This is a genomic window from Streptomyces chrestomyceticus JCM 4735 (assembly GCF_003865135.1).
Lineage (GTDB): Bacteria > Actinomycetota > Actinomycetes > Streptomycetales > Streptomycetaceae > Streptomyces > Streptomyces chrestomyceticus.
On sequence record NZ_BHZC01000001.1, the window covers coordinates 6,403,557 to 6,427,428 of the forward strand.

Here is a 23,872-nt window from a genome sequence, read left to right on the forward strand (position 1 = left end):
CTCACTCCATTCGTCAGCCCCGGCCGGGGGCGGTCCCCGACCAGGCTCTCAGTCTCCGGCCGGGCTCAGCCCGTGGCCTTCGCCGGGCACAGGCGCCGCGGCTGCTTGTCGCCGTGCAGCTCGGCGTCCACGCAGCCGCCGGGGAGGCCGGCGTGCGGTGTGCTACCGAAGTTGGCGGTGACGGTGAGCTTGCCGTTGCCGAACTCCGTACGCTGCACGAGGTTGTCGCCGGTCAGGCGGCGGAACGAGGTCAGCTTCTCGGTGGCCGCCGCCTTGTGCAGCGGCGCGAAGTACTTTTGCAGCGCTGCCAGTTCCGGTCCGGACTTCTTGATGGACGGGCCGTCGAGCACGTAGTTCAGCGGGATGTTGTAGAGCATTGCCAGCAGCGCGCGGTCGGTCTTCTGCTTCGGCAGTTTGTTGTACGACAGCTCCCACCGCTCGGCGTTGACGAGCGAGCTGTGCAGTGCGGTCTCGTACAGCGGCACCCGGTAGGCCGGGTCGTACATCGCCTTCGCCAGGTCGGCCGGCAGGTCCACCGGCTTGAAGAACGTCTTGGGGGCGTTCTGCGGGTACCAGTTGCCCCAGGTCTCCTTGTCGCGCTGGAGTTTCCACAGGCCGTCGGCGACCGGGGTGGCCGCCCCGTGGTTGAAGGCGAGCACCTGGTTGGCCCAGGACTGGGCGCTCTCCGAGCCCAGGACGAGCTTCTTGTCCTGGCCCAGGCGCCGCATCCGGGCCAGCCGGTTCGCGCGGTCGTCCGCCTTGGTCATCGGGTGGGCGGCGCTGTGGTCGCGGAACTCCTCGCCGGTCGCGTCGACGTCGAGGAAGTAGCTGTCGGCGCCGTTGGCGGTCATGGCGCGGGTGCGGCCGGCGAGGTAGTGGTGCTCCGGCTCGGCCTGTTCGAAGGCGCGCGAGCTGAGGTAGCAGCCGCGGTCGCCGAAGCCGGTCTCCGGCTTGCCCTGGGCGTCCCGTACGCAGAAGTCCGGGTAGACCGTGCCGGGCCAGACGGAGGTGGGGGAGTCGGCGGTCTTCGGGTCCTGGCCGTTGGCGAACGTGTCGTACGGGCCGACGAGGTAGCCCGCCTTCTTCGCCGCCTTGGCGGCCGCGGCGTCCATCGGGTCGGCCCCGGCGTCGTAACCGAGCCACATCCGGTCCACGCCCAGCTTCCTGAGCTGCTCGACGCCCCCGGCCTTGCGCGCGTCGCCCCACACGTACGCGTGGAAGGCGCCGAGCAGCCGCCCGTTCGCCGGGTTCTTGCGGATCTTTTCGCGCAGGCTGCCGAGCTGTCCGTGTTCGGAGAGCCAGGAGCGGTAGTCGGCGCCGGGTGCGACGGGGTTTCCGTCGGTGAGGGCGAAGGTGACGGTGTAGTCGCGGGTGCCGTCGCCGCCGTTGAAGTCGTGGGTGGTGGAGGTGCGTAGCTGACCGGCGTCGGAGCGGAACTTGAGTGAGGTGCCTATGTCGGTGGGGGTGAGGTAGCTGACGCCTTGTCCCTTGCCCAGGGAGTAGCCCCACAGCGGCAGTTCGAGCTGGCCGCCGATGTCGATCGCGTCGCCAGTGAGACCGGCCTTCGCGGAATTCCAGAAGGTGTCCCGTACGGGGATGTCCAGGCCTTCGCCGCGCGGAAGCTGGACGGACGACGCGGCCCGGTCGGTGCCGGTCACCGGCCAGGTGAGCGAGCCGTCTCGGTCCGCCTTCATGCTGACGCGCAGCCGTCCCTGGTCGGCGCGCGCGGTCACCGTCAGGCCCTTGTCCGGGTAGCTCCAGCGGGCGCCGCCGTCGGTGCGCCGGACCGGGCCGGGCTTGCCGAGGTCGGTGCCGGACGGGGCGGACAGGGCCAGGCTCCTGCCGTCCGCCGTACGGGCGTTGACGGCCAGGCTGCCGGTGTCGACGGTGGCCGTACCGCCCCGTACGGGAATGTCGACGTGCCGCCCTTCGACGGTCCCGGCCACGGCCTGGCCGCTGCACCCGGAGGCGCCGACGGTGGCCGTGGCCGTCAGCGCGAGGGAGACGGCGAGCACGCGCGGACCGGTGCGGGTGCGGTTGCGGGGTCGGGTGCCGGGGCGGGGTGCGCCGCCGGTTGGGGCGATCTTGGGATCCATGGACACGTGAATAGTGCGCGGGGTTAAGAACTCTCTAAGAGAAGGGCTCGGGCGGCGGCCTGACCAGCCCTCCCCGTGGGTGTTGTCCCGGCGACCGATATGCGATTAGGTTAGGCTTACCTAAGTCGAGGTCGGGGCGAGATGCGTACGGCTTCGGCCGACGTCGTCTGTGCCCGCGCCGGAGCGCCGGGCGGGAAGCGGGTTGTCGATGGGAGCGTCGATGAAGACATCGGTGGGCACGTCGACGGGCCCGGTCGGGGCAACCCTGCCGGGCGCCGCGACGGGTACGGCGGCGGGGGCGGTACGGGGGACGGTGCCGGGCGCACCCTCCGGCGTGTGCGGCGGACCGGCGGCGACGGGGGCGGCGGAAGCCGTACCCGCCGGCCCGCCGCACACGTCGCGCCCGGCACCGGCCGAGATCGTGGACAGCCCGCGGATCGTCGCGCTGGCCGCCTCCGTCGCGGGCGGACGCGACGCCGCCGTACGCGAGTTCTGGGCCGAGGCCGAGGCGCAGGGCACCCCGCTCGTCGAGCCGATCCCCTGGGACCCCGAGCACCGGGCCGTCACCTTCCTGTGGCGCGGCACGGACCGGACCCGCCGGGTCCTCCTGCTGGTCAACCGTCTGGTGGACCGCTCGCACCTCGCGGGCAGCCTGATGCGCCGGATCCACGGCACCGACGTCTGGCACCTCACCTACCGGCTGCCCTCCGACCACCGCGGCTCGTACGTCATCGCGCCCGACACGGGGCTGGAGGGCGGGCGGGCCCATACGGGGGAGGTGTCCGTGGCGATGCGGGAGGTGTCGGCGCTGCCGTCCGCGCCGGACTCCGAGCCCGCGGACGACTTCCAGGCCCGGCTGCTCCCGCTGCTCGCCGCCGCCCGGCCCGACCCGCTCAATCCGTACGTCCTGCCGTCCCGTTGGCGCGGTGAGGGCGGCTCGGTCTTCGAGCTGCCGGACGCCCCGCCGCAGCGGTGGCGGCCATGGGCCTGCGCTGCCGGGCCGGACGGGAGCATGGCCCGGGGCACGGTGGAACGGCACCGGCTGACCAGTGCCGCCCTCGCCGCCCGCCGCGACGTCTGGACGTACGTACCGCCGGGGCCGCTCCCGGACAGTGGGGCCGACACGCTGGTGCTGCTGGACGGCGACATGTGGTTCGGGCGGCTCGGTGTGCAGGACCTCTTCGACCGGCTGATCGCGGACGGCGTGCTGCCGCCGCTGGTCGTGCTGGCGCCGGACGCCGTGGACAACGCCACCCGCGCCCGCGAGTTCGGCGGCCGGCAGGCGTACACGAACTTCCTCGCCGCCGAACTGCTGCCCTGGGCGGCGGCGCGGCTGCCGGTGACGTTCGACCCGTCGCGCACGGTGGTCGCGGGCGAGAGCCTGGGCGGACTCACCGCGCTGTACGCCGGATTCGCGGCACCGCGCCGGTTCGGCAACGTGCTGGCCCAGTCGCCCGCGCTCTGGTGGCGGCCGGAAGGAGCGGGGCCCGTGAACGGGACGGACGCCGCGGAACGGCCGTCCTGGCTGGCGGAACGGTTCGCCGGGGGAGGCCGCCGCGAGCTGCGGACCCACCTGCGGACGGGCCGGTACGCGGGGGACGCGCGCACCCGCTCCCGGGAACTGCGCGACACGCTGCGTGTCCTCGGCCATCCGGTCACGTACAGGGAGTACAACGGCGGTCATGACCACGCCTGCTGGGCGGGCGGACTGGCGGAGGGGCTGGCGGACCTGCTGGGCCGGCCGGACACCGACGCCGGAACACCGGGGCCCGCATGAAGGCCCGCACGCCGCGCCTCGCGTACTACGTCCTCAAGTCCCGCGCGTACCACGCGATCCTGCGCACGCCCCGCTTCCGTACGGCCAAGTCGGCGGCCCCGGCAGCTCCGGCGGCCACGGAACGCCATCCGGACCGTCCGAAACGCGGCACGACGGAGCGCCCGAATCGTGCCACGACGGACCGCGCGCAGCTCGTCACGACGGAGCGCGCGCCCCGGCTCGCACCGGACCGCGCGCAACGGCCGCTCGCGGACCGTCCCCAGCGGCCCGCCAAGGACCGCCCGCAGCGGTCCGTCCCTGACCGTCCTCACCGGCGTACCAAGGCCCTCGCCGGATGACGGACGCGGCGCCCCGCCCCACCAGTGCCGGGGCGGGGCGCCCCTGATACGGACGGGTGGTGGGCGGCGGTCACGGGCCGCCCATCGCCCGCCCCTTGCGCGGTTCCCGCGCCTCCTCGCACGCCACTTCTGTGACTCCCGCCACGCAGCACCCTCCCGCCCCGCCCGGCTCCTTAAGATCGCCCGGTGCCCGCAGACATATCTCTGACGACGACTCTCCTGCTGTGCCTGGCCGCCCTGGCGGCGGGCTGGATCGACGCCGTCGTGGGCGGCGGCGGTCTGCTGCTCCTGCCGGCCCTGCTCGTCGGCCTTCCGCACACGCCCGCCGCGTACGTCCTGGGCACCAACAAGTCCACGGCCGTCGTCGGCACCGCCGCCGCGGCCTGCACCTACGTACGCAAGGCCCCGATCGACCTGCGCACCGCCCTGCGCATCGGCCTGGCCGCACTCGGCGGCTCGCTGGGCGGCGCGTTCTTCGCGGCGGGCATCGACAGCGAGGTGCTGCGCCCACTGATCATGGCCGTCCTGGTGGGCGTCCTGGCGTTCGTCCTGCTCCGCCCGGCCTTCGGCACCGCCCCGCCGCCCTCGGGGCCGGTCACCCGGCGCCGCCTCCTGCTCGCGCTGCTGGTGGCGGGCCTGGGCATCGGCTTCTACGACGGCCTCATCGGCCCCGGCACCGGCGCCTTCCTCGTCGTCGCGCTGGCCGCGATCCTGCACATGGACCTGGTGACGTCGTCGGCCACCGCCAAGGTCGTCAACGTGTGCACCAACATCGGCGCCCTGGCCATGTTCGCCTACCAGGGCACGGTCCTGTGGCAACTGGGCGCGCTGCTCGCGGTGTTCAACTTCGTCGGCGGCACGGTCGGCGCGCGCATGGCCCTGAAGCGGGGGGCCGGGTTCGTGCGCGGGGTGCTGGTCGTGGTCGTCGTGTCGCTGCTGTGCAAGCTGGCCTTCGACCAGTGGCTGGCCTGAGGGCCCGGCCGGTGACCGGCCCGGGGGCCGGCCGTGGCCGGTCGCCGTCAGTTCATGGACTTCGTCGCGGTGACGGCGGTCAGCAGGACGGCGGAGTCCTGAAGGGCCTTCAGGCCGTGCCGCTCGTGGGGCACCGGCACGACCTGCCCGGCGATCAGGTCCCGGTCGTCGCTCGTCCCGGTCAGCCGCACCCGCCCGTGCAGCACCTGGAGGCTGGCGGCCGGCGGCGTGACGTGCTCGTCCAGGGCGGCGCCCTCGATGAGCGCGATCACGGTCTGCCGGAGCGGGCCGTCCTGGAGGAAGAGGTGGGCGCTGCGCCCGTGAGCGGAGGCCCTGGCGTCGTCGAGCTGGCGGCGGGTGAGCGAGCTGAGGTCGTCCATGACGCGGCCTTTCGATCGGGGTCCGTCGAGTGTCCACGGTGCCGGGGCCGGCACCGGTGCCGGTACTGGTACCCGTATCACCTCCGCCAACCGCGCCAACCGCATCACAGGGCCACCCGGACCATCCTGACGGGTGGCCGGTCGGCTGCCGAATGGCCGGTGGCCGGCGGCCGGGTGATCACCGGGGTCCGTACGATGCGAGGAACCTGATCAGCGGCCCAGTGCCCGAAGGAGGCGTCCGGATGCGAGACGAACCGGCGGAACACGACGGGCGGCGGGAAGCCGCCGCGGCGGCGGACGGCGGCCCGGCCGGCTTCCTGACCGTCATGACGACGACCGACAGCGCCGAGAAGGCGGAGGCGCTGGCGCGCGGCGCGGTGGAGGCGCGGGTGGCGGCGTGCGCCCAGATCAGCGCGCCCGTCACGTCCGTGTACCGGTGGGAGCAGGCGATCGAGACGGCACAGGAGTGGCAGGTGCTGTTCAAGACGGCGGCCGCGCGGTACGAGGCACTGGAGACGTACCTCGTCGCGGCGCACGACTACGACACGCCGGAGATCATCGCCACGCCCGTCACACGGGGCGGGGCCGGTTATCTCGCGTGGGTCGCGGAGGAGACGAGCTGACGTGGGACGGCGAGCCGAGGAGGCACGGGGGCCCGGGGCAGGGGGACCCGAGGTAAGGGGGCCGGCGGGGCGGCGCGGACGCGGGCGGCGGGGCGGGTGGCCGGTCCGCGGCCGGGTGAGCGCCGTCGGTGCCGGGCTCGCGCTGTGCCTCCTCGTGGCGCCCGCGAGCGGTGCGACCACCGCCGCCGACGAGACCGGTGGCAGCGTCAGCGGCGATGGCGCGGGCGGCTGGACGAGTGAGGCCGCGGCCCGGTACTGGACGGCCGGGCGGATGGCGGCGGCCGTCCCGGCGGGCTCGGGCAGCGGCAAGAGCGCCGCCGCGCCCGGCGCGCGTGCCACGGCGGGCGCCGCCCGGTCCGCCCGGCACTTCGACGGCGTGCCCTCCGTCGGCGTGCTGTTCTCCGTGGACAAGGACGCGCGGGCCCACCACTGCACCGCGAGCGTCGTCCGCAGCCCGCACCGCAACCTGATCCTGACGGCCGGGCACTGCAAGCCGGGGTCCCGTGCGGCCTTTGTCCCGCAGTATCGTTCCGGCGCCACCGCGCAGCCGTACGGAGTCTGGGCGGTCGAGCGCGGCTTCACCGACCCGCGGCGCACCGGCGACGGCCCCGGCTCGGACCTGGACTTCGCGTTCGCGACGGTCGCGCCGGACGCCGAGGGCCGCGCGCTGGAGTCGGTGACCGGCGGCAACATCCTGCTGCGCACCCCCGGTTACACCACGGACGTCACCATCATCGGCTACCCGACCGTCCGCAGCGACCCCGCCGACCAGGCCGTACGGTGCGACGTACGGACCAGCCGGCTCACCGGGCAGCGGCAGTTGCGCATGGAGTGCGGCGGGTTCTACGGCGGCACGTCGGGCGGCCCGTGGCTGAGCCGCTTCGACGAGCGGACGAAGACCGGGTACGTGGTCGGCAACATCGGCGGCCTGAACGGCGGCGGCCCGTCCGGCCCGGACGGCCACCGGACGTCCTACAGCCCGTATTACGGCTCGGAGGTCTTCCGGCTCTACGCCCGCGCCGTGTCCCGGTGACGGGTGCGAAGCGCGGTGCCGTACGGCTGAGTGACTACCCGGAGTGATCCGCAGGGGACGCGGCCGAGGCCCCCGGCGGGACCGGCCGGGCGTACAGGAAGAGGTGTTCCTCCTCCGCGCCCATGAGGCCGGTGCCCGGCCGGACCTCGATCTCCTCGACCGCCAGCCCGGCTTGCTCGGCGCGGTGCCGCAAGTCCTGGCGGGTGCACCGAGGTGGCTGATATGTCCCGTAAAGGCCCTCCACGGGTGTGTCACCAGGGCGTTCGGGAACGCCGACGACGACGGTTCCGTCGCGCCCGGCGAGCGAGGCGAAGCGGGCCAGCGCCGAGACGAACACCGGCTCGGGAAGGTTCATCAGGCAGAAGAAGCTGACCACGGCATCGAACGTGCCCAGCCCGGTGGCCTGTTCGCCGAGCAGGTCCAGTTGAAGGAACCGGGCCTGGGGCACGTTGGCGCGCGCCGCCGCCAGCATCGCTTCCGACACGTCGATCCCGGTGACGTCCAGCCCGCCCGCACACAACTGCGCACAGGTGGGCCGTCCGGTGCCGCAGCCCGCGTCGAGTGCCCGGGCCCCGCGTGGCAGGCGGGTCAGCAGCCGCTCGACGACGGCGATCTGGGAATGCTGGTGGGCGGGTGCCACTTCGGCATAGCGCGTGGCGACTTGATCGGCCACTCGCGCGGCCTCTCTGCCGTACGGAGTCATTTCCTCTGCTGTCATGCGGAGTTCGCCTTTCCCGATGCGCTTCATTGGCAAGGCTGTCCCGTTTGCCGGGCCCTCAAGCGGAACTCGTCGAAAAGAATGCGCACCGGCGCGCGCCGGTGCATTCATTGGGCCTGCGCGCCATCCGGGAAACATTCAGGTGGGCTGAATGGGTGAAATGGGCAGGGGTGACGGTCAGCATGCGGCGGCTCCGGGCACTCAGAAAGTAACGCACTCGGTGGTGCGGGCAGGGCGCGAAGATCCGCGGGGGTGACCGGGCGGCCGCTTTCCCTGTCCCGTTTCCGATAGTCAGGAGGTCGGGTATGGGTGCGCCGCAGGCTGCGGTAAATTTTCGCACACGTCCACTCACTGACCGGTGTGACCGTATTCGCCGGCGTGGCGATCACGCGTTGATCGGAGTGAGCACGAACAACAGCTATTTCAGTGCGCAACGGCTCACCGCGCTGGTGCACTGGGCGCAGGGGCAGTTCCGGGCCGTCGACATCATCTGCGCCGACCTTCACATAGACACCGTGCTGACCGCCGAGGGGGCGGCTCCGGAGAGTGTCGGAAAGCGTGCTCGCAGACGCGTCACCGATGTGCGCCGCAGAATCCGCAAAGCCGTCCAGGCGGCCTCGCCCGACGGTCCGCAGCCCGGTGCCCATCTGTTGTCGGACTTCCAGCACAATGACGCCTACCAGCGTCTGCGGGCGGACATCGACAGGGCCCTGCGCGAGGACCCGGAATTCGCGGACGCCTGCCACGACATGGTCCGTCTCCATATGCTGGGGCAGCCACAGAAAGCGGGCGGAGCGCATTCCGCCGCCGACTCCGGGGACGGCGGCCCGGCAGACGGGGCGGAAGCCGGCCGGCTACGGGCCGGGCTGCAGTACCTGTGCGGCGAACTGCCTTTCTTCGTGGACACCCCGAGCATTCTCGGTGTTCCCTCGTCGGTTTCCTGCTACCACCTGTTCACGCCCATCCTCGGGCCGCTGTGCATGAGGGAGAACGGCCTGCGGGCCGCGGACAACCAGGCGTTCCTGGCGGTGACGCCGGACGACACCCCCACGGACGGAGAAAGGGACGTGACGTGAGCGGACAGCCTCCTGGCGAACGGACCGCCCACCCGGCCGGCACGGACGTGGCCTTCCCGCTCTCCCGGCGCGGTGACATCGTCCCCGACGAGTGCGCCTGGCTGCGCGACGAGCGCCCGGTCGCCCGGGTGCGCACACTGGCCGGCGACCCGGCGTGGCTGGTGTCCACCTACGAGCTGGCCACCCGCGTCCTGGACGACGAGACCTTCAGCCTCTCGGCCACCGCCGCCCCCGGCGCGCGCCAGCAGTACGCGCCCACCTTCCCCATCGAGATCCGCAAGAACCTGTCGCGCATCAAGGACGAGGGGATGCGGGACGCCGTGATGCAGGCCCTGTCGCCCCGGGCGATCAAGGAGGCGACCGGCCAGTTCCGCCGCCGGGCCGAGGCGCTGATCGACGAGCTGCTGGCCGAGGGACCGCCCGTCGACCTCAAGGACCGGTTCACCGACCCCTACACCGCGCACGTGATGTGCACCGTCCTCGGGCTGCCCGACGACGACTGGCGGCGGCTGATGAGCGGCCTGGACATCAGCATCATGACCGCGCCCCGTCCCTTCGAAGGCGCTATGGCCAACTGGGACAAGGGAATGGCCTACATGGCCGGGCTGCTGCGGGCGCCCGGCGCGGCCGAAGCGCCCGGCCTCCTCGGCGCGCTGGCACGGGTCCGCGCCGACAGCGGCGGCGAGGCGGGCGCGGACACCGACGAACACCTCACGATGACGCTGCACTCCCTGTTCGAAGCGGGCGCCGTCAGCACCTCCGCCTTCCTGACGCTGGCGATCATGCTGCTGCTCCGCGACACCGGGCAACGGCGGTGGCTGGGGGACCACCCCGAGGCCATCGGCCCGGCGGTGGAGGAACTGCTGCGCTACAACCTGTCCATCGGTGACGCACTGCCGCGCATCGCCACCCGGGACACCGAACTGGGCGGTACCCCCATCGCCGCGGGCGATCTCGTCCTCGTCCTGGTCGAAGGCGCCAACCACGACCCGGCCGTCTTCCGCGACCCGGGCCGGCTGGACCTGACCCGGACGCCCAACCCCCACCTGGCGTTCGGCAGCGGACGCCACTACTGCCCGGCCACCACGCTGGCCCGGGCCCACGCGGCCACCGCGCTCACCGCCCTGCTCGCGCGCCTTCCCGGCCTGCGCCTCGCCGTGCCCGACGAGGAGATCGGCTGGCGCTCCGGCTGGATCAAGCGCACCCCCGAACGCCTGCCGGTGCTCTGGTGACCTGTCCCGCCGGGACCGCGCCCGAGGCGGCCGGCTCCGCGGCGGCACGGACGGCGTTCCTGCAACTGCTGCGGACGCGGGCGGTGGTGCGCCGCTACACCCGCGAACCGGTCGACGACACGCTGCTCGACGCACTGCTGGACGTCATGCCGGCCGCGCCCACGGCCGCCAACAAACAGGCATGGGGTTTCGTGGCCGTCCAGGACCCCTACACCGTGCGCTGCCTACGGGCCTTCGCGCCGGGCATGATCGGCCTGCCGCCGCTGGTGGTGACGGCGTGCTTCGACCGCGAGCGCGCCGCCCGCGAGGACAGCGGGCCCACGGACATCGGCCTGCTCTGCGTGGCCATGGCCGTACAGAACCTGCTCCTGGCCGCGCACGCGACCGGTCTGGGCGGCTGTCCCGTCAGCAGTTTCTCCCGGACCGCCGTACGCCGCCTGCTGGCGCTGCCGCCCCGCCTCGAACCCGTCCTCCTCGTACCGGTCGGCCACCCGGCGGACCCGGTGCGCCCCTCCGCCCGACGCCACCGTGACGAAGTGATCCGCCATGGCACCTGGACACCCCCGGCCGACGACAGCACCGGACCTGACCGATGACATCGTCCTGCTGGCCGCCTTCCTCCTCAGCAGCGCCCACGGCCTGCTGGACGAACCCCCGGCGTACGGACCGGCCCGCTGCGCCGACGGCGCCCGGCGCGCCCTCGAACTGCTGGACGCGTACGGGGAGCCGGACCCGGCACTGCTGAACGTCCGCACGCGGCTGGAGGACGCGATGTGCGGCTCCATGGCCGACGTGGACCTGCCGACCCTGCTCCGTACGGCGTGCGAGCAGATGCTGGACGTCGTCACGGCCCGCCGGGCGGGCGCGCCGCACGGGCCTGCCGACGGCTGACGCCGCACACCGCGAAACCGCCGCGCCGTCGTCACCGCAGCGCCACCGACACCCCGTCCTCCTTCGGCCCGGGGAACTGCGGATCGGGCCGTACTGCGGCCTCGGCCGCCGCCTTCGCCGCCGCGAACACCTCGCGGGTCCCGCCGTAGTACCAGGTGACGTCGTGCCGGTCGTCCACGCCGACCCCGTACGCGTCGACACCGGCCGCACCGCACAGCGCCAGCGCGCGCCGGATGTGGAAGCCCTGGCTCACCAGGACGGCCCGGTCCACGCCGAAGACCCGGCGGGCGCGGGCGCACGAGTCCCAGGTGTCGAAACCGGCGAAATCACTGACGATCCGGTCCGTGGGGACGCCGTGCGCGACCAGGTACCGGCGCATGGCGTCCGGCTCGTCGTAGTCCTCGCGGCTGTTGTCGCCGGTCACCAGCAGCGCGCGGACCTTCCCCCGCTCGTAGAGGCGGGCGGCGGCGTCCAGCCGGTGCGCCAGGTACGGGGACGGCTCACCGTCCCACAGGCCCGCGCCGAAGACGACGGCCACCGGCGCGGCGGGCACGTCCTCGACCATACGGATGCGGGACGCCGCGGCGGCGTTCATCCACGTCGCCGGCAGCAGCGCCAGGACGCAGGCCAGCACGGCGACCTGGAAGGCCCGCCGCTGCCCGCGCCGCGTCCGGGGAAGGCGTACCCGGCTCCATATGCGCCGTAGCCGGCCTTCCCGCTGTGCCTGCTGTGTCATCTGCTGCCCCCGTTGTTCTCGTTGCCACCGCAAGCAGCGACGCGCCGGGGCCTGGCATGGTTGCGGGAACGCGGGGCGGGACCTCCGCCCCGTACCCCACACGAAGGAGCCCGCCCGGATGACCACCGAGCCCGAGCGCCTGCCGTTCTTCGTCTACGGAACGCTGCGCCCCGGCCGGGCCAACTACGCCCGGTGCCTGCGCGGCCGCACGGCGGCCGAGGAATCCGCGCTGGTCAGAGGCGTGTCGCTGTACGAGGGGCCGGGCTACCCGTACGCCGTGCCGGGCCCCGCCGAAGCCGTCGTGCTCGGCGACCTCGTCACGCCGCGCGAGGACGTCCACGACGCCGTGCGCGCCGCCCTGGACCGGCTGGAGGGGTACGTGCCGGGCGGCCCCGGCAACCTCTACGAGCGGGTGGCGCGGCAGGCCAAGTGCGCGGACGGCCGGACCGTACGGGCCTGGGTGTACGTGGCCGCCGAACCCCTCGCCGCCCGGCTGCGCGCGTCCGGCACGCCGATACCCGGCGGCGACTGGCTGCGCTCCCGAGCTGCGGGAACGGCGCACCGTACGGCCGCCCCGGCCGCCCGCCCGGCGCCGCCGCCCCGTTAATCTGGACGACTTCCCCGAACCGCACAGGACCCGGCAGCCCCGGCAGTCCCAGCAGCAGACAGGTGTGATCCCAGCGTGCCCCCCACCTCCCCGGCCCCGGACCCGGCCCAGAACGCGGCGGACCGCCCGTTCCCCAAGGCGGAACTGCACCTCCACATCGAGGGCACCCTGGAACCCGAGCTGGCCTTCGCCCTCGCCGAGCGCAACGGCGTCACCCTGCCGTACGCCACCGAGGACGAACTGCGCCGCGCGTACTCCTTCAGCGACCTCCAGTCGTTCCTGAACCTCTACTACGCGCTGATGGCCGTCCTGCGCACCGAGGACGACTTCGCCGACCTCACCCACGCCTACCTGGCCCGCGCGGAGGCGCAGGGCGTCCGGCACGCGGAGATCTTCTTCGACCCGCAGGCGCACACCGCGCGCGGCGTGCCCGTCGGCACGGTGATCGAGGGCCTGACGCGCGCGCTGGACACCGCCGAGGAGCGGTACGGCATCACCACCCGCCTGATCATGTGCTTCCTGCGCGACGAGAGCGCCGAGTCGGCCCTCGCCACCTTCGAGGCGGCCCGCCCCTACCTCGACCGGATCACCGCCGTCGGCCTGGACTCGGCGGAGGTCGGGCACCCGCCGTCGAAGTTCGAGGAGGTCTACACGCTGGCGCGGGAGGCCGGGCTCAAGTGCGTGGCGCACGCGGGCGAGGAAGGCCCGCCGTCGTACGTCTGGGAGGCGCTGGACGTCCTCGGCGTGGACCGCGTCGACCACGGCGTGCGCTGCCTGGAGGACGAGCGGCTGGTCGCCCGCCTGGTCGCCGACCAGGTGCCGCTCACGGTCTGCCCGCTGTCCAACGTCCGGCTGCGGGTCATCGACGAACTGGCCGACCACCCGCTGCCCGCCATGCTCGAAGCGGGCCTGCTGGTCACCGTCAACTCCGACGACCCCGCCTACTTCGGCGGCTACGCCGACGACAACTTCACCGCCGTACGCGACGCCCTGAAGCTGGACGAGGAGACCCTGCGCACCCTCGCCCGGAACTCCTTCCGCGCGTCCTTCCTGGACGAGCCGACCCGCGAGGCGTACCTCAAGGAGGTCGAGGCGCACGGCCGTACGTGACCGTGCGCCGGGCCGGGGCACAGACGGCCCCCGGTCCCGGCCGCGTGACCGACGCCACCGTTGACCTCAAGTTCGGTCGAGTTCCTAGGTTCTTCCTCATCAGGCACGACGCCCGCAGCGGGCAGAGGAGGCACCACCATGGAGTACTCGCACAGCGACGCCGAACTGGCCGGCCAGCCCATCGGCTACTGGGCCTGGGCCGCCCACACGGCGGCCGTCACCCACATCCGCGCCGGCCTGGCCCGCCACGGCCTCAGCCAGCCCCAGTGGTGGGTGCTGAACCAGGTGGCGGGCCACGCCGGAGGCCGCGACCGGGCGGAGGTCACCGACATGCTCAAGCGCTACCTGGACACCGGCTCGGACGTCCTCACCACGGACACCGACGACCTCCTCGACCGCGGCCTGCTCACCCTCGACGGTGACCGGCTGTACATCACCGCCGACGGCGCGGACCTGCACGCCCGCTGCGCCGCCCTCCAGAAGGAGATGCGCGCCCGCATCCACGACGGCATCAGCGACGAGGAGTACGTCCGCACGCTGAAGGTGCTCCAGCGGATGATCCACAACGTCGGCGGGAAGATGTGGCACCACTGAGGCGGCGCCCCTGGCGCGCACCGCTGGGATCCGCCCACGGCGAACCCGCCCCCGTCCAGGGGCGGGTGGTGCTTGAGTGACGGAATGGAGATCTTGGTACTGGGCGGTACGGCCTGGCTGGGCCGCGAGGTGTCCCGGCAGGCGATCGAGCGCGGCCACCACGTGACCTGTCTGGCCCGCGGCGCGAGCGGCGAAGTGGCGGCGGGGGCGCGGCTGGTGGCCGCCGACCGGAACGACCCGGCCGCCTACGAGGCGCTGCCCGGCCGGGAGTGGGACGCGGTCGTCGAGCTGTCCTGGCAGCCCGCCTTCGTCCGCGGGGCCCTCGCGGCGCTGGGCGGCCGGGCCAGGCACTGGACGTACGTGTCCTCCGTCAGCGCCTACGCCACCCACACCGCGGCGGACGCCGACGAGTCCGCCGCCCTCCTCCCGCCGACCGACCGGGACACCGTCGGCCGCGAGCTGTACGGCGAGGCCAAGGCCGCCTGCGAGCAGGCGTCGGCCGCCGCCGTGGGCGACCGTCTCCTCGTCGCGCGGTCCGGGCTCATCGGCGGGCCCGGCGATCCCAGCGACCGGGTCGGTTACTGGGTGGCCCGCGCCGCACGCGATCCGCACGGCCCGATGCTGGTCCCCGACGTACCGGACATGCCGACCCAGGCGGTCGACGTGCGCGACCTCGCCGCCTGGCTGCTGGACGCCGCGGAGGCGAAGAGCACCGGCGCCTTCGACGCGGTCGGCCCGGTCCTCCCGTTCAGCACGTGGATCGAGCTGTCCCGCGAGGTCGGAGGGCACACCGGCCCCGTGGTCACCGCCGACTCCGCATGGCTGCTCGCCCAAGGGGTGGCCCCGTACCTGGGCCCCGGGTCGCTGCCGATGTGGATGCCCCGGCCGGGCTTCGAAGGCTTGTCGGCCCGCAGCGGCGCCGTTGCGCGGGCAGCCGGCCTGCGCCACCGCCCCCGCGTGGACCTGCTGACCGACGTACTGCACTGGGAACGCGGCCAGGGGCTGGACCGGACACGACGCGCGGGCCTGAGCACCCACCGCGAACGGGACCTGCTGGCCGCCCTCGGCTGACGCCCGCCCCCTCATTACCCCCGGAGTAATCGCCCGCACGCCCCTCCCACGGCAGGATCGGCCCCATCGAGGAACCCGCACCCACCGAACCGCCCGCAGCAGCGAGGAGCACGCGATGACCGCCACCGGCACGACGAGTTCAGCCACTCCCGACCCTTCCGTAGCCGAGACCACCCGGGCCGTCGTGCAGGATTTCCTCGCCGCCCGGATGGCCGGGGACACCGTACGGCTCACCGCGCTCTTCGCCGACGAGGTCGACTGGCTGCTCGCCGAGAACCCCGCCGTCCCGTGGATACGCCCGCGCACCACGGGTGCCGAATGCGCCGCCCAAGCCGAGGAGTTGGCCGCCCACACGGTGCCCGAGGAGTCGCGCGCCTCCGTCGACGCCTTCCTCGTGGACGGCACCGACGCCGTGCTGACGGGGCACGTGGCGGGGAGGGTGCGGACGACGGGCAAGACCTTCGAGGGCCCGTTCGCCCTGCGCCTCACCGTCGAGAACGGCCGCATCACCCGGCACCACCTCTACGAGAACAGCCTCTCGATCGCCGAAGCCTGCACGCCGTGAAGGCACCGGCGGCCGTCCCTCCGAAGCGGCGCCGCCCCGAGCCGATGGATGGCTGAAGCCGTGCCGCCGCCGCTGCTGATCGACCTCGACAACACCCTGATCGACCGCGACGCCGCGTTCCGGGACGCCCTGACCGCGTTCCTGGGCACCTGGCAGCTTCCCGTGCCGGACGTCGAGTGGCTGATGACCGTCGACGCGAGCGGCTACACCCCGAGGCAGGACGTCGCCCGCGCCATGGCCGGCCGCTACGGCGGCCGGGTGCCCGAGAGCGCGGTCGAGGCCCTGCTGGACCAGGGAGCGGCCGACCGTGTCGTCCTGCCGCCCGAGACCCGCGCGGCCCTGGAGCGGGCCGCAGCCGGCCGGCCCTGCGTCATCGTCACCAACGGCCGTACCGCGCAGCAAGAGGCGAAGATCCGGCGCAGCGGGCTCGACGGGGTGGTGCACGGCTGGGTGGTCTCCGAGGCCGTCGGCCACAAGAAACCGGCCCCCGAGATCTTCCGCGCGGCAGCCGCGACGGTCGGCGCCCCGCTGCGCGGCGCCTGGGTCGTCGGCGACTCGCCCCAGGCCGACATCGCCGGCGCACACCGCCTCGGCCTGCGCAGTGTGTGGGTGTCGGGCGGGCGACCGTGGACCGGGATGCCGTTCGCGCCCACCCGCATCGCCCATGACGCGGCCACCGCGATCACGCGGATTCTCGACGTCCCTTGAGAGCCGTCCCTTCCGTCTCCGGTACCTCCTCCGCCCCCATCACCTGCTCCAGCCGCACCGCGCACATCTTGAACTCCGGCATCCCCGACACCGGGTCCAGCGCCGGGTTGGTCAGGGTGTTGGCGCGGCCGGGGCCCGGCCAGTGGAAGGGCATGAAGACGGTGTCCGCGCGGATCGCCTCGCTGAAGCGGGCGGGGGCCACCGCCCGGCCGCGGCGGGAGACCACCGCGACCGGCCGGCCGTCCTCGATGCCGTACCGCCGGGCGAGCCGGGGGTGGATCTCCACGTACGGGCCCGGCGCCGCGGCGGCCAGCTCCGGGACGCGGCGGGTCTGGGCGCCCGACTGGTACTGGGCCAGCACGCGGCCGGTCGTCAGCACCACCGGGTAGCGGTCGTCGGGCTCCTCGGCCGCCGGGCGGTGGGTGACCGGGATGAAACGGGCCCGGCCGTCGGGGGTCGCGAAGCGGTCCAGGAAGAGGCGCGGGGTGCCGGGGTGGTCCTCGCCGGGGCAGGGCCAGAAGACGCCGTCCTCGGCGGCGATCCGGCGGTAGGTGATGCCGGCGTAGTCGGCGGGGCCGCCGGCCGAGGCGCGGCGCAGTTCGTCGAAGGTCTCCTCCGGGTCGGCGGGGAAACCCTTCTCCCACCCGAGGAGGGCGGCGAGGGAGTGGAGGACCTGGAGGTCTGTACGGACGCCGGGAGGCGGGGGCAGGGCACGCCGCCGCAGCAGGACCCGGCCCTCCAGGTTGGTCGTCGTCCCGGTCTCCTCGGCCCACTGGGCCACCGGAAGGACGACGTCCGCGAGGGCCGCGGTCTCCGAGAGCACCACATCGGCCACCGCGAGGAAGTCCAGTGCCCGGATGCGCTGTTCGACGTGGGCGGCGCGGGGCGCGGAGACGACGGGGTTGGAGCCCATCAGGAGCAGGGCGCGTACGTCCCGGCCGAGCGCGTCCAGCAGCTCGTACGCGCTGCGTCCGGGGCCAGGGAGGGACTCCGGCGGTACGCCCCACACCTCCGCGACGTGCGCCCGCGCGGCCGGATCGGACAGTTTGCGGTAGCCCGGCAACTGGTCGGCCTTCTGGCCGTGTTCGCGGCCGCCCTGCCCGTTGCCCTGGCCGGTCAGGCACCCGTAGCCGGAGTACTCGCGGCCGGCGCGGCCGGTCGCCAGGCACAGGTTGATCCACGCGCCGACCGTGTCCGTGCCCTTGGACTGCTGCTCGGGGCCGCGTGCCGTGAGCACCATGGCACTGTCCGCCGCGCAGAAGAGCCGTACGGCGGAACGGAGTTGGGGGACCGGTACGCCGGTGATGCGCTCGACCAGTTCGGGCCAGTGCGCCATCGCCGCGGCCCGCGCCGCCGGCCAGCCGCTGGTGCGCGCCGCGATGAACTCCTCGTCCGTACGGCCCTCCGCCACCACCAGGTGCAGCAGGCCGAGCGCGAGGGCCAGGTCCGTGCCGGGGCGCGGCGCCAGGTGCAGGTCGGCCTGCTCGGCCGTACGGGTGCGGCGCGGGTCGACGACGATCAGCCGCCCGCCGTTCTCCTTCAGCTCCGTCAGGTAGCGCAGCGCGGGCGGCATGGTTTCGGCCAGGTTGGAGCCGACCAGGACGACGCAGCCGGTGCGGGCGATGTCGGCCAGGGGGAAGGGCAGCCCGCGGTCCAGCCCGAAGGCCCGCTGGTGCGCGGCGGCGGCCGAGGACATGCAGAACCGGCCGTTGTAGTCGATCTGCGACGTGCCGAGCACCACCCGCGCGAACTTGCCCAGCGCGTACGCCTTCTCGTTGGTCAGCCCGCCCCCGCCGAAGACGCCCACCGCGTCCTTGCCGTACGCGGCACCCGTACGGGACAGGCCCGCGGCGACCCGCGCGAGGGCGGTGTCCCAGTCCGCCGGTACGAGACGGCCGGTCGCCGTGTCGCGGACCAGCGGCTCGGTCAGCCGGGCGCCCGGCGCGAGCAGGTGGGCGGCGGTACGGCCCTTGCCGCACAGGGCGCCCCGGTTGACGGGGAAGGCGGGACGCTCCACCACCTCGGCGGGGGCGTCCGCGCTGCCCGCCGGGAGGCGGCGCAGGCCCATGCCGCACTGGAGGGAGCAGTACGGGCAGTGGGTGTCCACGGGCGACGCCGGGGCCGGACGCGCGTCCGCGCCCGGGAGCGGGGCCGCCGGGGTGGCGGTGGTGCGGGGGGTGGCGGCGTTCATGCGGCCAGCCTGCGGCGCCCGTGTTTCCGCCGGTCCGGGGCGGCGTTACGGGCCGGGGAAGGGTGCCTCACGGCGCCCGTACGGGGGAGGTGAGGAGGCCGGGGGGCCGCTCACGCCCGCCCCCGGCGGCCCGTCAGCCACCGGAAACCAGCCGTCACACCCGCGCAACGGCCCGGCAACGCCCGGCTGCCAGGCTCCCCTCATGCAGGCGTCGACCCCGCCCCCGCCGCCCGCGGCCCCTTCGGGCACCGCGGTCCCCTTCGACAGTACGGCGCAGCTCATGACGGAGATCAGCATCCAGCTCGGCGACCGGCTCAGCCGGGTCCGGCTGCGCGGCCTGCCCCCGCGGCCCCGGGCCGACCGCCCACCGGATGCCCCTCGCCCCGTCCATCCGCCGGACGCCGCCCACCCCACCCTCCTAGCCGTGGCGCACGGCAGCCGTGACCCCGCCGCGCTGCGCACCGTCACCGCCCTCCTGGACCGGATACGGGAACTGCGCCCCGGCCTCGCCGTCCGCCTCGGTCACATCGAGCTGAACGCGCCCCTGCTCCCGGACACCCTGGCGGAGTTGCACGGCCAGGCCGTCGCCGTACCCCTGCTGCTGGCCCGCGGACTGCACGCCAACCACGACATCCCCGCCGCGCTGGCCGACGCGCCGCACCTCGCCACGCGCCTCGCCCGCCCGCTCGGCCCGCACCCCCTGCTCGCCGAAGCCCTGCACGCCCGCCTCGAAGAGGCCGGAGCCCGGCGGCCGAGCGCCGTCGTCCTGGCCGCCGCCGGGTCCCGCGCCCCCGAATCGGCCGCCGACACCGCCCGTACGGCACGGCTCCTGTCCGACCGGCTCGGCGGCGTACCCGTCCTGCCCGCCTACGCCTCGGCCCCGCGGACGGCGGCCCGCCCGGCACCCCGCTCTCCGTCCCCGCCGCGCTGCGCGCCCTCGCCGCCCGCGGCCACCGGCGGCCCGCCCTCGCCTCCTGCTTCACCGCGCCCGGCCGCTTCGCCGCCCAGTGCGCCGCGGCCGCCCCCGGGCCCGCCGCCGCGCCGCTCGGCGACCACCCCGCGCTGGCCCGGCTGGTCCTGCACCGTTACGACCAGGCACTCGCTGCACGCGGCGAGTGCGTTCAGGACTCCCCCGGGGCGGCTACCGTCACCGTATGACGGGCACACGAACGACGGGCCGCGAAGCGGGCCACGACGGTACGGGGTACGGAGCGGCCGACACCGAACGCTGGGTCCCCGAGCCCGACAAACGCCCGGGCCGCACCGCCTTCCAGCGCGACCGGGCCCGGGTGCTGCACTCCGCCGCGCTGCGCCGCCTCGCGGGCAAGACCCAGGTCGTCACCCCGGGCAGCACCGAACACCTGTGGGACGCCAGCCCGCGCACCCGCCTCACCCACTCCCTGGAGTGCGCCCAGGTCGGCCGCGAACTCGGCGCGGCGCTCGGCTGCGACCCGGACCTGGTGGAGACCGCCTGCCTCGCCCACGACCTGGGCCACCCGCCCTTCGGGCACAACGGCGAACAGGCGCTGAACGAGGTCGCCGCGCCCTGCGGCGGCTTCGAGGGCAACGCCCAGTCGCTGCGGCTGCTCACCCGCCTGGAACCCAAGCGGTTCGTCCCCGACACGGACGGCACGGCCGTCAGCGTCGGCCTCAACCTCACCCGCGCCGCCCTGGACGCCGCGACCAAGTACCCCTGGCCGCGCGGCGGCCACCCCACCGACCCCGGTTCGGCCAAGTTCGGCGTCTACGAGGACGACCTGCCGGTCTTCACCTGGTTCCGGCAGGGCGCGCCGGAGGCGGCCCGCAGCTTCGAGGCGCAGGTCATGGACTGGGCCGACGACGTGGCGTACTCGGTGCACGACGTGGAGGACGGCCTGCACGCCGGCTACCTGGACCCGAACTGCCTGCTCGCCGAGCCCGAACGTGCCGAAGTGTTCGCGATCGCCGCCACCCGTTACGCACCCGGCGCCGACCCGGCGGAACTGGGCGAAGCCCTCGACCGCCTGCTCGACCAGGAGTGGTGGCCGCACGGCTACGACGGCACGGCCGTCGCCCAGGCCCGCCTGAAGGACGCCACCAGCCAGCTCATCGGCCGCTTCTGCCTCGCCGCCGAGACCGCCACCCGCGCCGAGTGGGGACACCTCCCGGGCCGGCCGGGCACCGGGGGACTCACCCGGCACCGCGCCCGGCTCGTCGTACCGCCCGGAACCCGGCTGGAATGCGCCGTGTTGAAGGCCGTCGCGGAACGCTACGTGATGCGCCGCCCCGACCAGGAGGCGCTCCGCGCCGACCAGCGCATCGTCATCGCCGAACTGGCCGAGGCACTGGTCGCCCGCGCACCCGACGGCCTGGACCCGCAGTTCCGCGCCCTGTACGACCGGGCCGAGGCGGCGGGCGACGACACCGCCAGGATGCGCGCCCTGATCGACCAGATCGCCGCCCTCACCGACGCCTCGGCACGCTCCCTGCACGCCCGGCTCACCCGGCCGCGGGGCACGCTCTGACCAGCGGCGCCCGCGCCGCCGGGCCACCATGGACGGGGCCGGCGCGCCCCCTGGGGGACGGGCCCTCTTCCCGCGGCACGCCCGCTGCGGGACGCTCGGGCTTGAGTGCCGCGTACCGGGGGAAACAAAAACAGGTGCACGACGACACGCCGGGGTGGACGGCCGCGGAACGCGATATGACAGATCCGCGTCACACGACCGGGCGGTAACACGCGGCCGCCCGCGCCGGGCAGTACGCGGCGCAAGCACTGCGGGGGGTAGAACGGGGACACGACCGGGGGCGTTCACGGACGCGGACGCACCGCGCCGCAGCGAGGAGGAAGCAAGTGGTCGACGCACACCAGACGTTCGTCATCGTCGGGGTGGCCTGGCCGGGGCAAAGGCCGCCGAGACCCTTCGTGCGGAAGGCTTCACCGGCCGGGTGATACTGATCTGTGACGAGCGCGACCACCCGTACGAGCGCCCCCCGCTCTCCAAGGGGTACCTGCTCGGCAAGGAGGAGCGCGACAGCGTCTTCGTCCACGAGCCCGCCTGGTACGCCGGCGCGGACATCGAACTGCACCTCGGCCAGCCCGCCGTCCACCTCGACCCGGTGGCCCGCACGGTCCGGCTCGGCGACGGCACCCTGATCGCGTACGACAAGCTCCTGCTGGCCACCGGCGCCGAGCCGCGCCGCCTGGAGATCCCCGGCACCGACCTGGTCGGCGTCCACCACCTGCGGCGCCTGGCGCACGCCGAGCGGCTGCGCGGCGTCCTGCAGTCCCTCGGCCGGGACAACGGCCACCTCGTCATCGCCGGGGCCGGCTGGATCGGCCTGGAGGTCGCCGCCGCCGCCCGCTCGTACGGCGCCGAGGTGACCGTCGTGGAGCCCGAGCCGACCCCGCTGCACAGCGTCGTCGGGCCCGAACTGGGCAGCCTCTTCACCGACCTGCACCGCGAGCACGGCGTCCGCTTCCACTTCGGCGCCCGGCTGACCGAGATCGCCGGGCAGGACGGCGTGGTGCTGGCCGCGCGCACCGACGACGGCGAGGAGCACCCGGCCCACGACGTGCTCGCCGCGATCGGCGCCGCCCCCCGCACCTCCCTGGCCGAACAGGCCGGCCTCACCCTGGTCGACCCGGCGCACGGCGGCGGCGTCGCCGTGGACGCCGCGCTCCGCACCTCCGATCCGCACATCTACGCGGCCGGTGACATCGCCGCCTTCCCGTACTCACTGCTGGCCGCCGAGCACGGCGAACCGGCCGGGCTGCGCGTCGAGCACTGGGCCAACGCCCTCAACGGCGGCCCCGCCGCGGCCCGCGCCATGCTCGGCCAGGACGTCACGTACGACCGGATTCCCTACTTCTTCTCCGACCAGTACGACGTCGGACTGGAGTACTCCGGCTACGCGCCCCCGGGCTCGTACGACCAGGTGGTCTGCCGCGGCGACGTCGGCAAGCGCGAGTTCATCGCCTTCTGGCTGAGCGAGGGGCGGCTGCTGGCGGGCATGAACGTCAACATGTGGGACGTCACCGGGCCGATCCAGCAGCTCATCCGCTCGGGCCGGACCCTCGACCCGAACGCGCTGGCCGATCCGCAGGTGGCCCTGGACTCGCTGCTCTGAGTCCGGGACGCCGGGCGCGTCCGCGCGCCCGGCGCCGGAGCCCCCGTACCGCAGCCGACGCCCAGGGAGAGACCCACCCGTGAGCGGAGTCACCGTCACGCTCGCCGACGTCCAGGACGCCGCCGCCCGCGTCAAGGGCGTCGTCCACCGCACCCCCGTACTGCGGTCCCGCACCCTCGACGCCCTCGTGGGCGCCGAGGTGCACCTCAAGTGCGAGAACTTCCAGCGGGCCGGCGCCTTCAAGTTCCGCGGCGCCTACCACGCCATGTCACGGCTGGCACCGGAGCAGCTCGCCCGCGGCGTCGCGGCGTTCTCCTCCGGCAACCACGCCCAGGCGGTCGCCCTGGCCGCCCGGGAGCTGGGCAGCAGCGCCGTCATCCTCATGCCGGAGGACGCGCCGCGCTCCAAACGGGACGCGACCGAGGGCTACGGCGCCGAGATCGTCACGTACGACCGCTACACCGGCGACCGGACCGAGATCGGCGCGCGGCTCGCCGCCGGACGCGGCCTGGCCCTGATCCCGCCGTACGACCATCCGCACGTCATCGCCGGGCAGGGCACCGCCGCCCTGGAGCTGATCGAGGAGACCGGCCCGCTGGACGCCCTGCTCACCCCGGTCGGCGGGGGCGGCCTGATGGCGGGCTCGGCCGTCGCCGCCACCGCGCTCGTCCCCGGCATCCGCATGATCGGCGTCGAGCCGGAGAGCGGGGACGACACCCGGCGCTCGCTGGCGGCCGGCGAGCGGGTCCGCATCCCCGTACCGCGCACCATCGCCGACGGGCAGGCGCTGCCGGAGCCCGGCGAACTGACGTTCCCGATCAACCGGCGGCTGCTGGACTCGGTGGTGCTGGTCGGCGACGACGAGATCAAGGCCGCGATGCGGCTGGCCTTCGAACGGCTGAAGATCGTCACCGAGCCGAGCGGGGCGACCGCGCTGGCCGCCCTGCTGGCCGGCGCCGTCGACCCGCTGCCGCGCCGGGTCGGGGTGGTGATCTCGGGCGGCAACATCGGGCTGGACCGCTTTCTGGAGCTGATGGCCTGAGGGCC

22 protein-coding genes and 2 pseudogenes are annotated in these 23,872 nt (G+C 74.2%); 19 read left to right on the plus strand and 5 right to left on the minus strand.

All coding sequences use genetic code 11. The features are described from left to right. Window positions 1-65: 65 nt before the first annotated feature. Window positions 66-2,096: a glycoside hydrolase gene (locus EJG53_RS27710; RefSeq protein WP_125047163.1), complete on the minus strand. Its 2,031-nt coding sequence runs from the start codon at window positions 2,094-2,096 to the stop codon at window positions 66-68. A gap of 220 nt (window positions 2,097-2,316) precedes the next feature. On the opposite strand from EJG53_RS27710, the gene fes reads away from it, so the two are divergent. The 3 genes from fes (at window position 2,317) to EJG53_RS27725 (ending at window position 5,183) form a co-directional block, all read left to right on the plus strand. Beyond that, entirely contained in the window at window positions 2,317-3,873 is a 1,557-nt protein-coding gene (fes, locus tag EJG53_RS27715; RefSeq protein ID WP_125047164.1) for an enterochelin esterase, read from the plus strand. Continuing rightward, entirely contained in the window at window positions 3,870-4,211 is a 342-nt protein-coding gene (locus tag EJG53_RS27720) for a hypothetical protein (protein WP_125047165.1), read from the plus strand. The genes fes and EJG53_RS27720 overlap by 4 nt, the downstream gene beginning before the upstream one ends. Window positions 4,212-4,397: 186 nt before the next feature. Next, window positions 4,398-5,183, plus strand: coding sequence for a sulfite exporter TauE/SafE family protein (locus tag EJG53_RS27725; protein ID WP_125047166.1), 786 nt, complete (start codon window positions 4,398-4,400; stop codon window positions 5,181-5,183). 47 nt (window positions 5,184-5,230) lie between these two features. Here the strand turns inward: EJG53_RS27725 and EJG53_RS27730 are convergent, their stop codons facing one another. After that, the gene (locus tag EJG53_RS27730) at window positions 5,231-5,563 is read right to left on the minus strand and encodes a cupin domain-containing protein (protein WP_031002012.1); all 333 of its coding nucleotides are present in this window, start codon (window positions 5,561-5,563) and stop codon (window positions 5,231-5,233) included. A 326-nt stretch (window positions 5,564-5,889) separates the two neighbouring features. On the opposite strand from EJG53_RS27730, the gene cutA reads away from it, so the two are divergent. Beyond that, entirely contained in the window at window positions 5,890-6,186 is a 297-nt protein-coding gene (cutA, locus tag EJG53_RS27735; protein ID WP_031002013.1) for a divalent-cation tolerance protein CutA, read from the plus strand. A gap of 115 nt (window positions 6,187-6,301) precedes the next feature. Further along, window positions 6,302-7,219 (plus strand): trypsin-like serine peptidase, encoded by a 918-nt coding sequence (locus EJG53_RS27740; RefSeq protein ID WP_125047168.1) that lies wholly within the window; start codon window positions 6,302-6,304, stop codon window positions 7,217-7,219. Between the two features lie 34 nt (window positions 7,220-7,253). On the opposite strand, the gene EJG53_RS27745 is transcribed toward EJG53_RS27740, so the two are convergent. After that, the gene (locus tag EJG53_RS27745) at window positions 7,254-7,937 is read right to left on the minus strand and encodes a class I SAM-dependent methyltransferase (protein WP_167515174.1); all 684 of its coding nucleotides are present in this window, start codon (window positions 7,935-7,937) and stop codon (window positions 7,254-7,256) included. Window positions 7,938-8,242: 305 nt separating this feature from the next. Here EJG53_RS27745 and EJG53_RS27750 point away from each other — a divergent pair, with 305 nt between their 5' ends. Genes EJG53_RS27750 through EJG53_RS27765 form a run of 4 tightly spaced genes read left to right on the plus strand, consistent with a single transcriptional unit; the run spans window position 8,243 to window position 11,136 of the window. Further along, on the plus strand, window positions 8,243-9,013 hold the full coding sequence (locus tag EJG53_RS27750) for a tRNA-dependent cyclodipeptide synthase (protein ID WP_125047170.1): 771 nt from the start codon (window positions 8,243-8,245) through the stop codon (window positions 9,011-9,013). Beyond that, window positions 9,010-10,245, plus strand: a complete 1,236-nt coding sequence (locus EJG53_RS27755) for a cytochrome P450 (RefSeq protein ID WP_125047171.1) — start codon at window positions 9,010-9,012, stop codon at window positions 10,243-10,245. The genes EJG53_RS27750 and EJG53_RS27755 overlap by 4 nt, the downstream gene beginning before the upstream one ends. Next, a complete protein-coding gene (locus tag EJG53_RS27760) occupies window positions 10,242-10,841 on the plus strand; it encodes a nitroreductase family protein (RefSeq protein WP_244955365.1) in 600 nt (199 codons plus the stop codon). The genes EJG53_RS27755 and EJG53_RS27760 overlap by 4 nt, the downstream gene beginning before the upstream one ends. Continuing rightward, window positions 10,792-11,136 carry a DUF6092 family protein gene (locus tag EJG53_RS27765; RefSeq protein ID WP_218041932.1) on the plus strand — a complete coding sequence of 115 codons (345 nt, stop codon included), beginning with the start codon at window positions 10,792-10,794 and terminating at the stop codon, window positions 11,134-11,136. Before EJG53_RS27760 ends, EJG53_RS27765 begins: the two co-directional genes overlap by 50 nt. Before the next feature lie 31 nt (window positions 11,137-11,167). Here EJG53_RS27765 and EJG53_RS27770 read toward each other — a convergent pair whose 3' ends face one another. Continuing rightward, window positions 11,168-11,872: a SanA/YdcF family protein gene (locus tag EJG53_RS27770; RefSeq protein ID WP_125047172.1), complete on the minus strand. Its 705-nt coding sequence runs from the start codon at window positions 11,870-11,872 to the stop codon at window positions 11,168-11,170. 118 nt (window positions 11,873-11,990) lie between these two features. Between EJG53_RS27770 and EJG53_RS27775 the strand changes: the two genes are divergently transcribed. From EJG53_RS27775 to EJG53_RS27800, 6 genes are all read left to right on the plus strand, one after another. Next, entirely contained in the window at window positions 11,991-12,479 is a 489-nt protein-coding gene (locus EJG53_RS27775) for a gamma-glutamylcyclotransferase family protein (protein WP_125047173.1), read from the plus strand. Window positions 12,480-12,554: 75 nt separating this feature from the next. After that, on the plus strand, window positions 12,555-13,589 hold the full coding sequence (locus EJG53_RS27780) for an adenosine deaminase (protein WP_125047174.1): 1,035 nt from the start codon (window positions 12,555-12,557) through the stop codon (window positions 13,587-13,589). Between the two features lie 138 nt (window positions 13,590-13,727). Beyond that, window positions 13,728-14,183 carry a MarR family winged helix-turn-helix transcriptional regulator gene (locus tag EJG53_RS27785; RefSeq protein ID WP_125047175.1) on the plus strand — a complete coding sequence of 152 codons (456 nt, stop codon included), beginning with the start codon at window positions 13,728-13,730 and terminating at the stop codon, window positions 14,181-14,183. A gap of 84 nt (window positions 14,184-14,267) precedes the next feature. Then, window positions 14,268-15,254 carry an NAD-dependent epimerase/dehydratase family protein gene (locus tag EJG53_RS27790; protein ID WP_125047176.1) on the plus strand — a complete coding sequence of 329 codons (987 nt, stop codon included), beginning with the start codon at window positions 14,268-14,270 and terminating at the stop codon, window positions 15,252-15,254. A gap of 115 nt (window positions 15,255-15,369) precedes the next feature. Further along, a complete protein-coding gene (locus EJG53_RS27795) occupies window positions 15,370-15,819 on the plus strand; it encodes a nuclear transport factor 2 family protein (RefSeq protein ID WP_125047177.1) in 450 nt (149 codons plus the stop codon). A 48-nt stretch (window positions 15,820-15,867) separates the two neighbouring features. Next, the gene (locus EJG53_RS27800) at window positions 15,868-16,527 is read left to right on the plus strand and encodes an HAD family hydrolase (protein WP_125047178.1); all 660 of its coding nucleotides are present in this window, start codon (window positions 15,868-15,870) and stop codon (window positions 16,525-16,527) included. On the opposite strand, the gene EJG53_RS27805 is transcribed toward EJG53_RS27800, so the two are convergent. Beyond that, window positions 16,502-18,595 carry a molybdopterin oxidoreductase family protein gene (locus tag EJG53_RS27805; protein ID WP_244955683.1) on the minus strand — a complete coding sequence of 698 codons (2,094 nt, stop codon included), beginning with the start codon at window positions 18,593-18,595 and terminating at the stop codon, window positions 16,502-16,504. The genes EJG53_RS27800 and EJG53_RS27805 overlap by 26 nt on opposite strands. A gap of 325 nt (window positions 18,596-18,920) precedes the next feature. Between EJG53_RS27805 and EJG53_RS27810 the strand changes: the two are divergent. From EJG53_RS27810 to EJG53_RS27825, 4 genes and pseudogenes are all read left to right on the plus strand, one after another. Beyond that, window positions 18,921-19,876: pseudogene (locus tag EJG53_RS27810) on the plus strand (sirohydrochlorin chelatase). Next, on the plus strand, window positions 19,873-21,222 hold the full coding sequence (locus tag EJG53_RS27815; RefSeq protein WP_125047179.1) for a deoxyguanosinetriphosphate triphosphohydrolase: 1,350 nt from the start codon (window positions 19,873-19,875) through the stop codon (window positions 21,220-21,222). Before EJG53_RS27810 ends, EJG53_RS27815 begins: the two are co-directional and overlap by 4 nt. Window positions 21,223-21,548: 326 nt before the next feature. Then, a pseudogene (locus EJG53_RS27820) lies at window positions 21,549-22,825 on the plus strand (NAD(P)/FAD-dependent oxidoreductase). A gap of 79 nt (window positions 22,826-22,904) precedes the next feature. After that, complete coding sequence (locus EJG53_RS27825; protein ID WP_125047180.1) at window positions 22,905-23,867, plus strand: pyridoxal-phosphate dependent enzyme; 963 nt, start codon at window positions 22,905-22,907, stop codon at window positions 23,865-23,867. The last annotated feature ends 5 nt before the right edge of the window (window positions 23,868-23,872 follow it).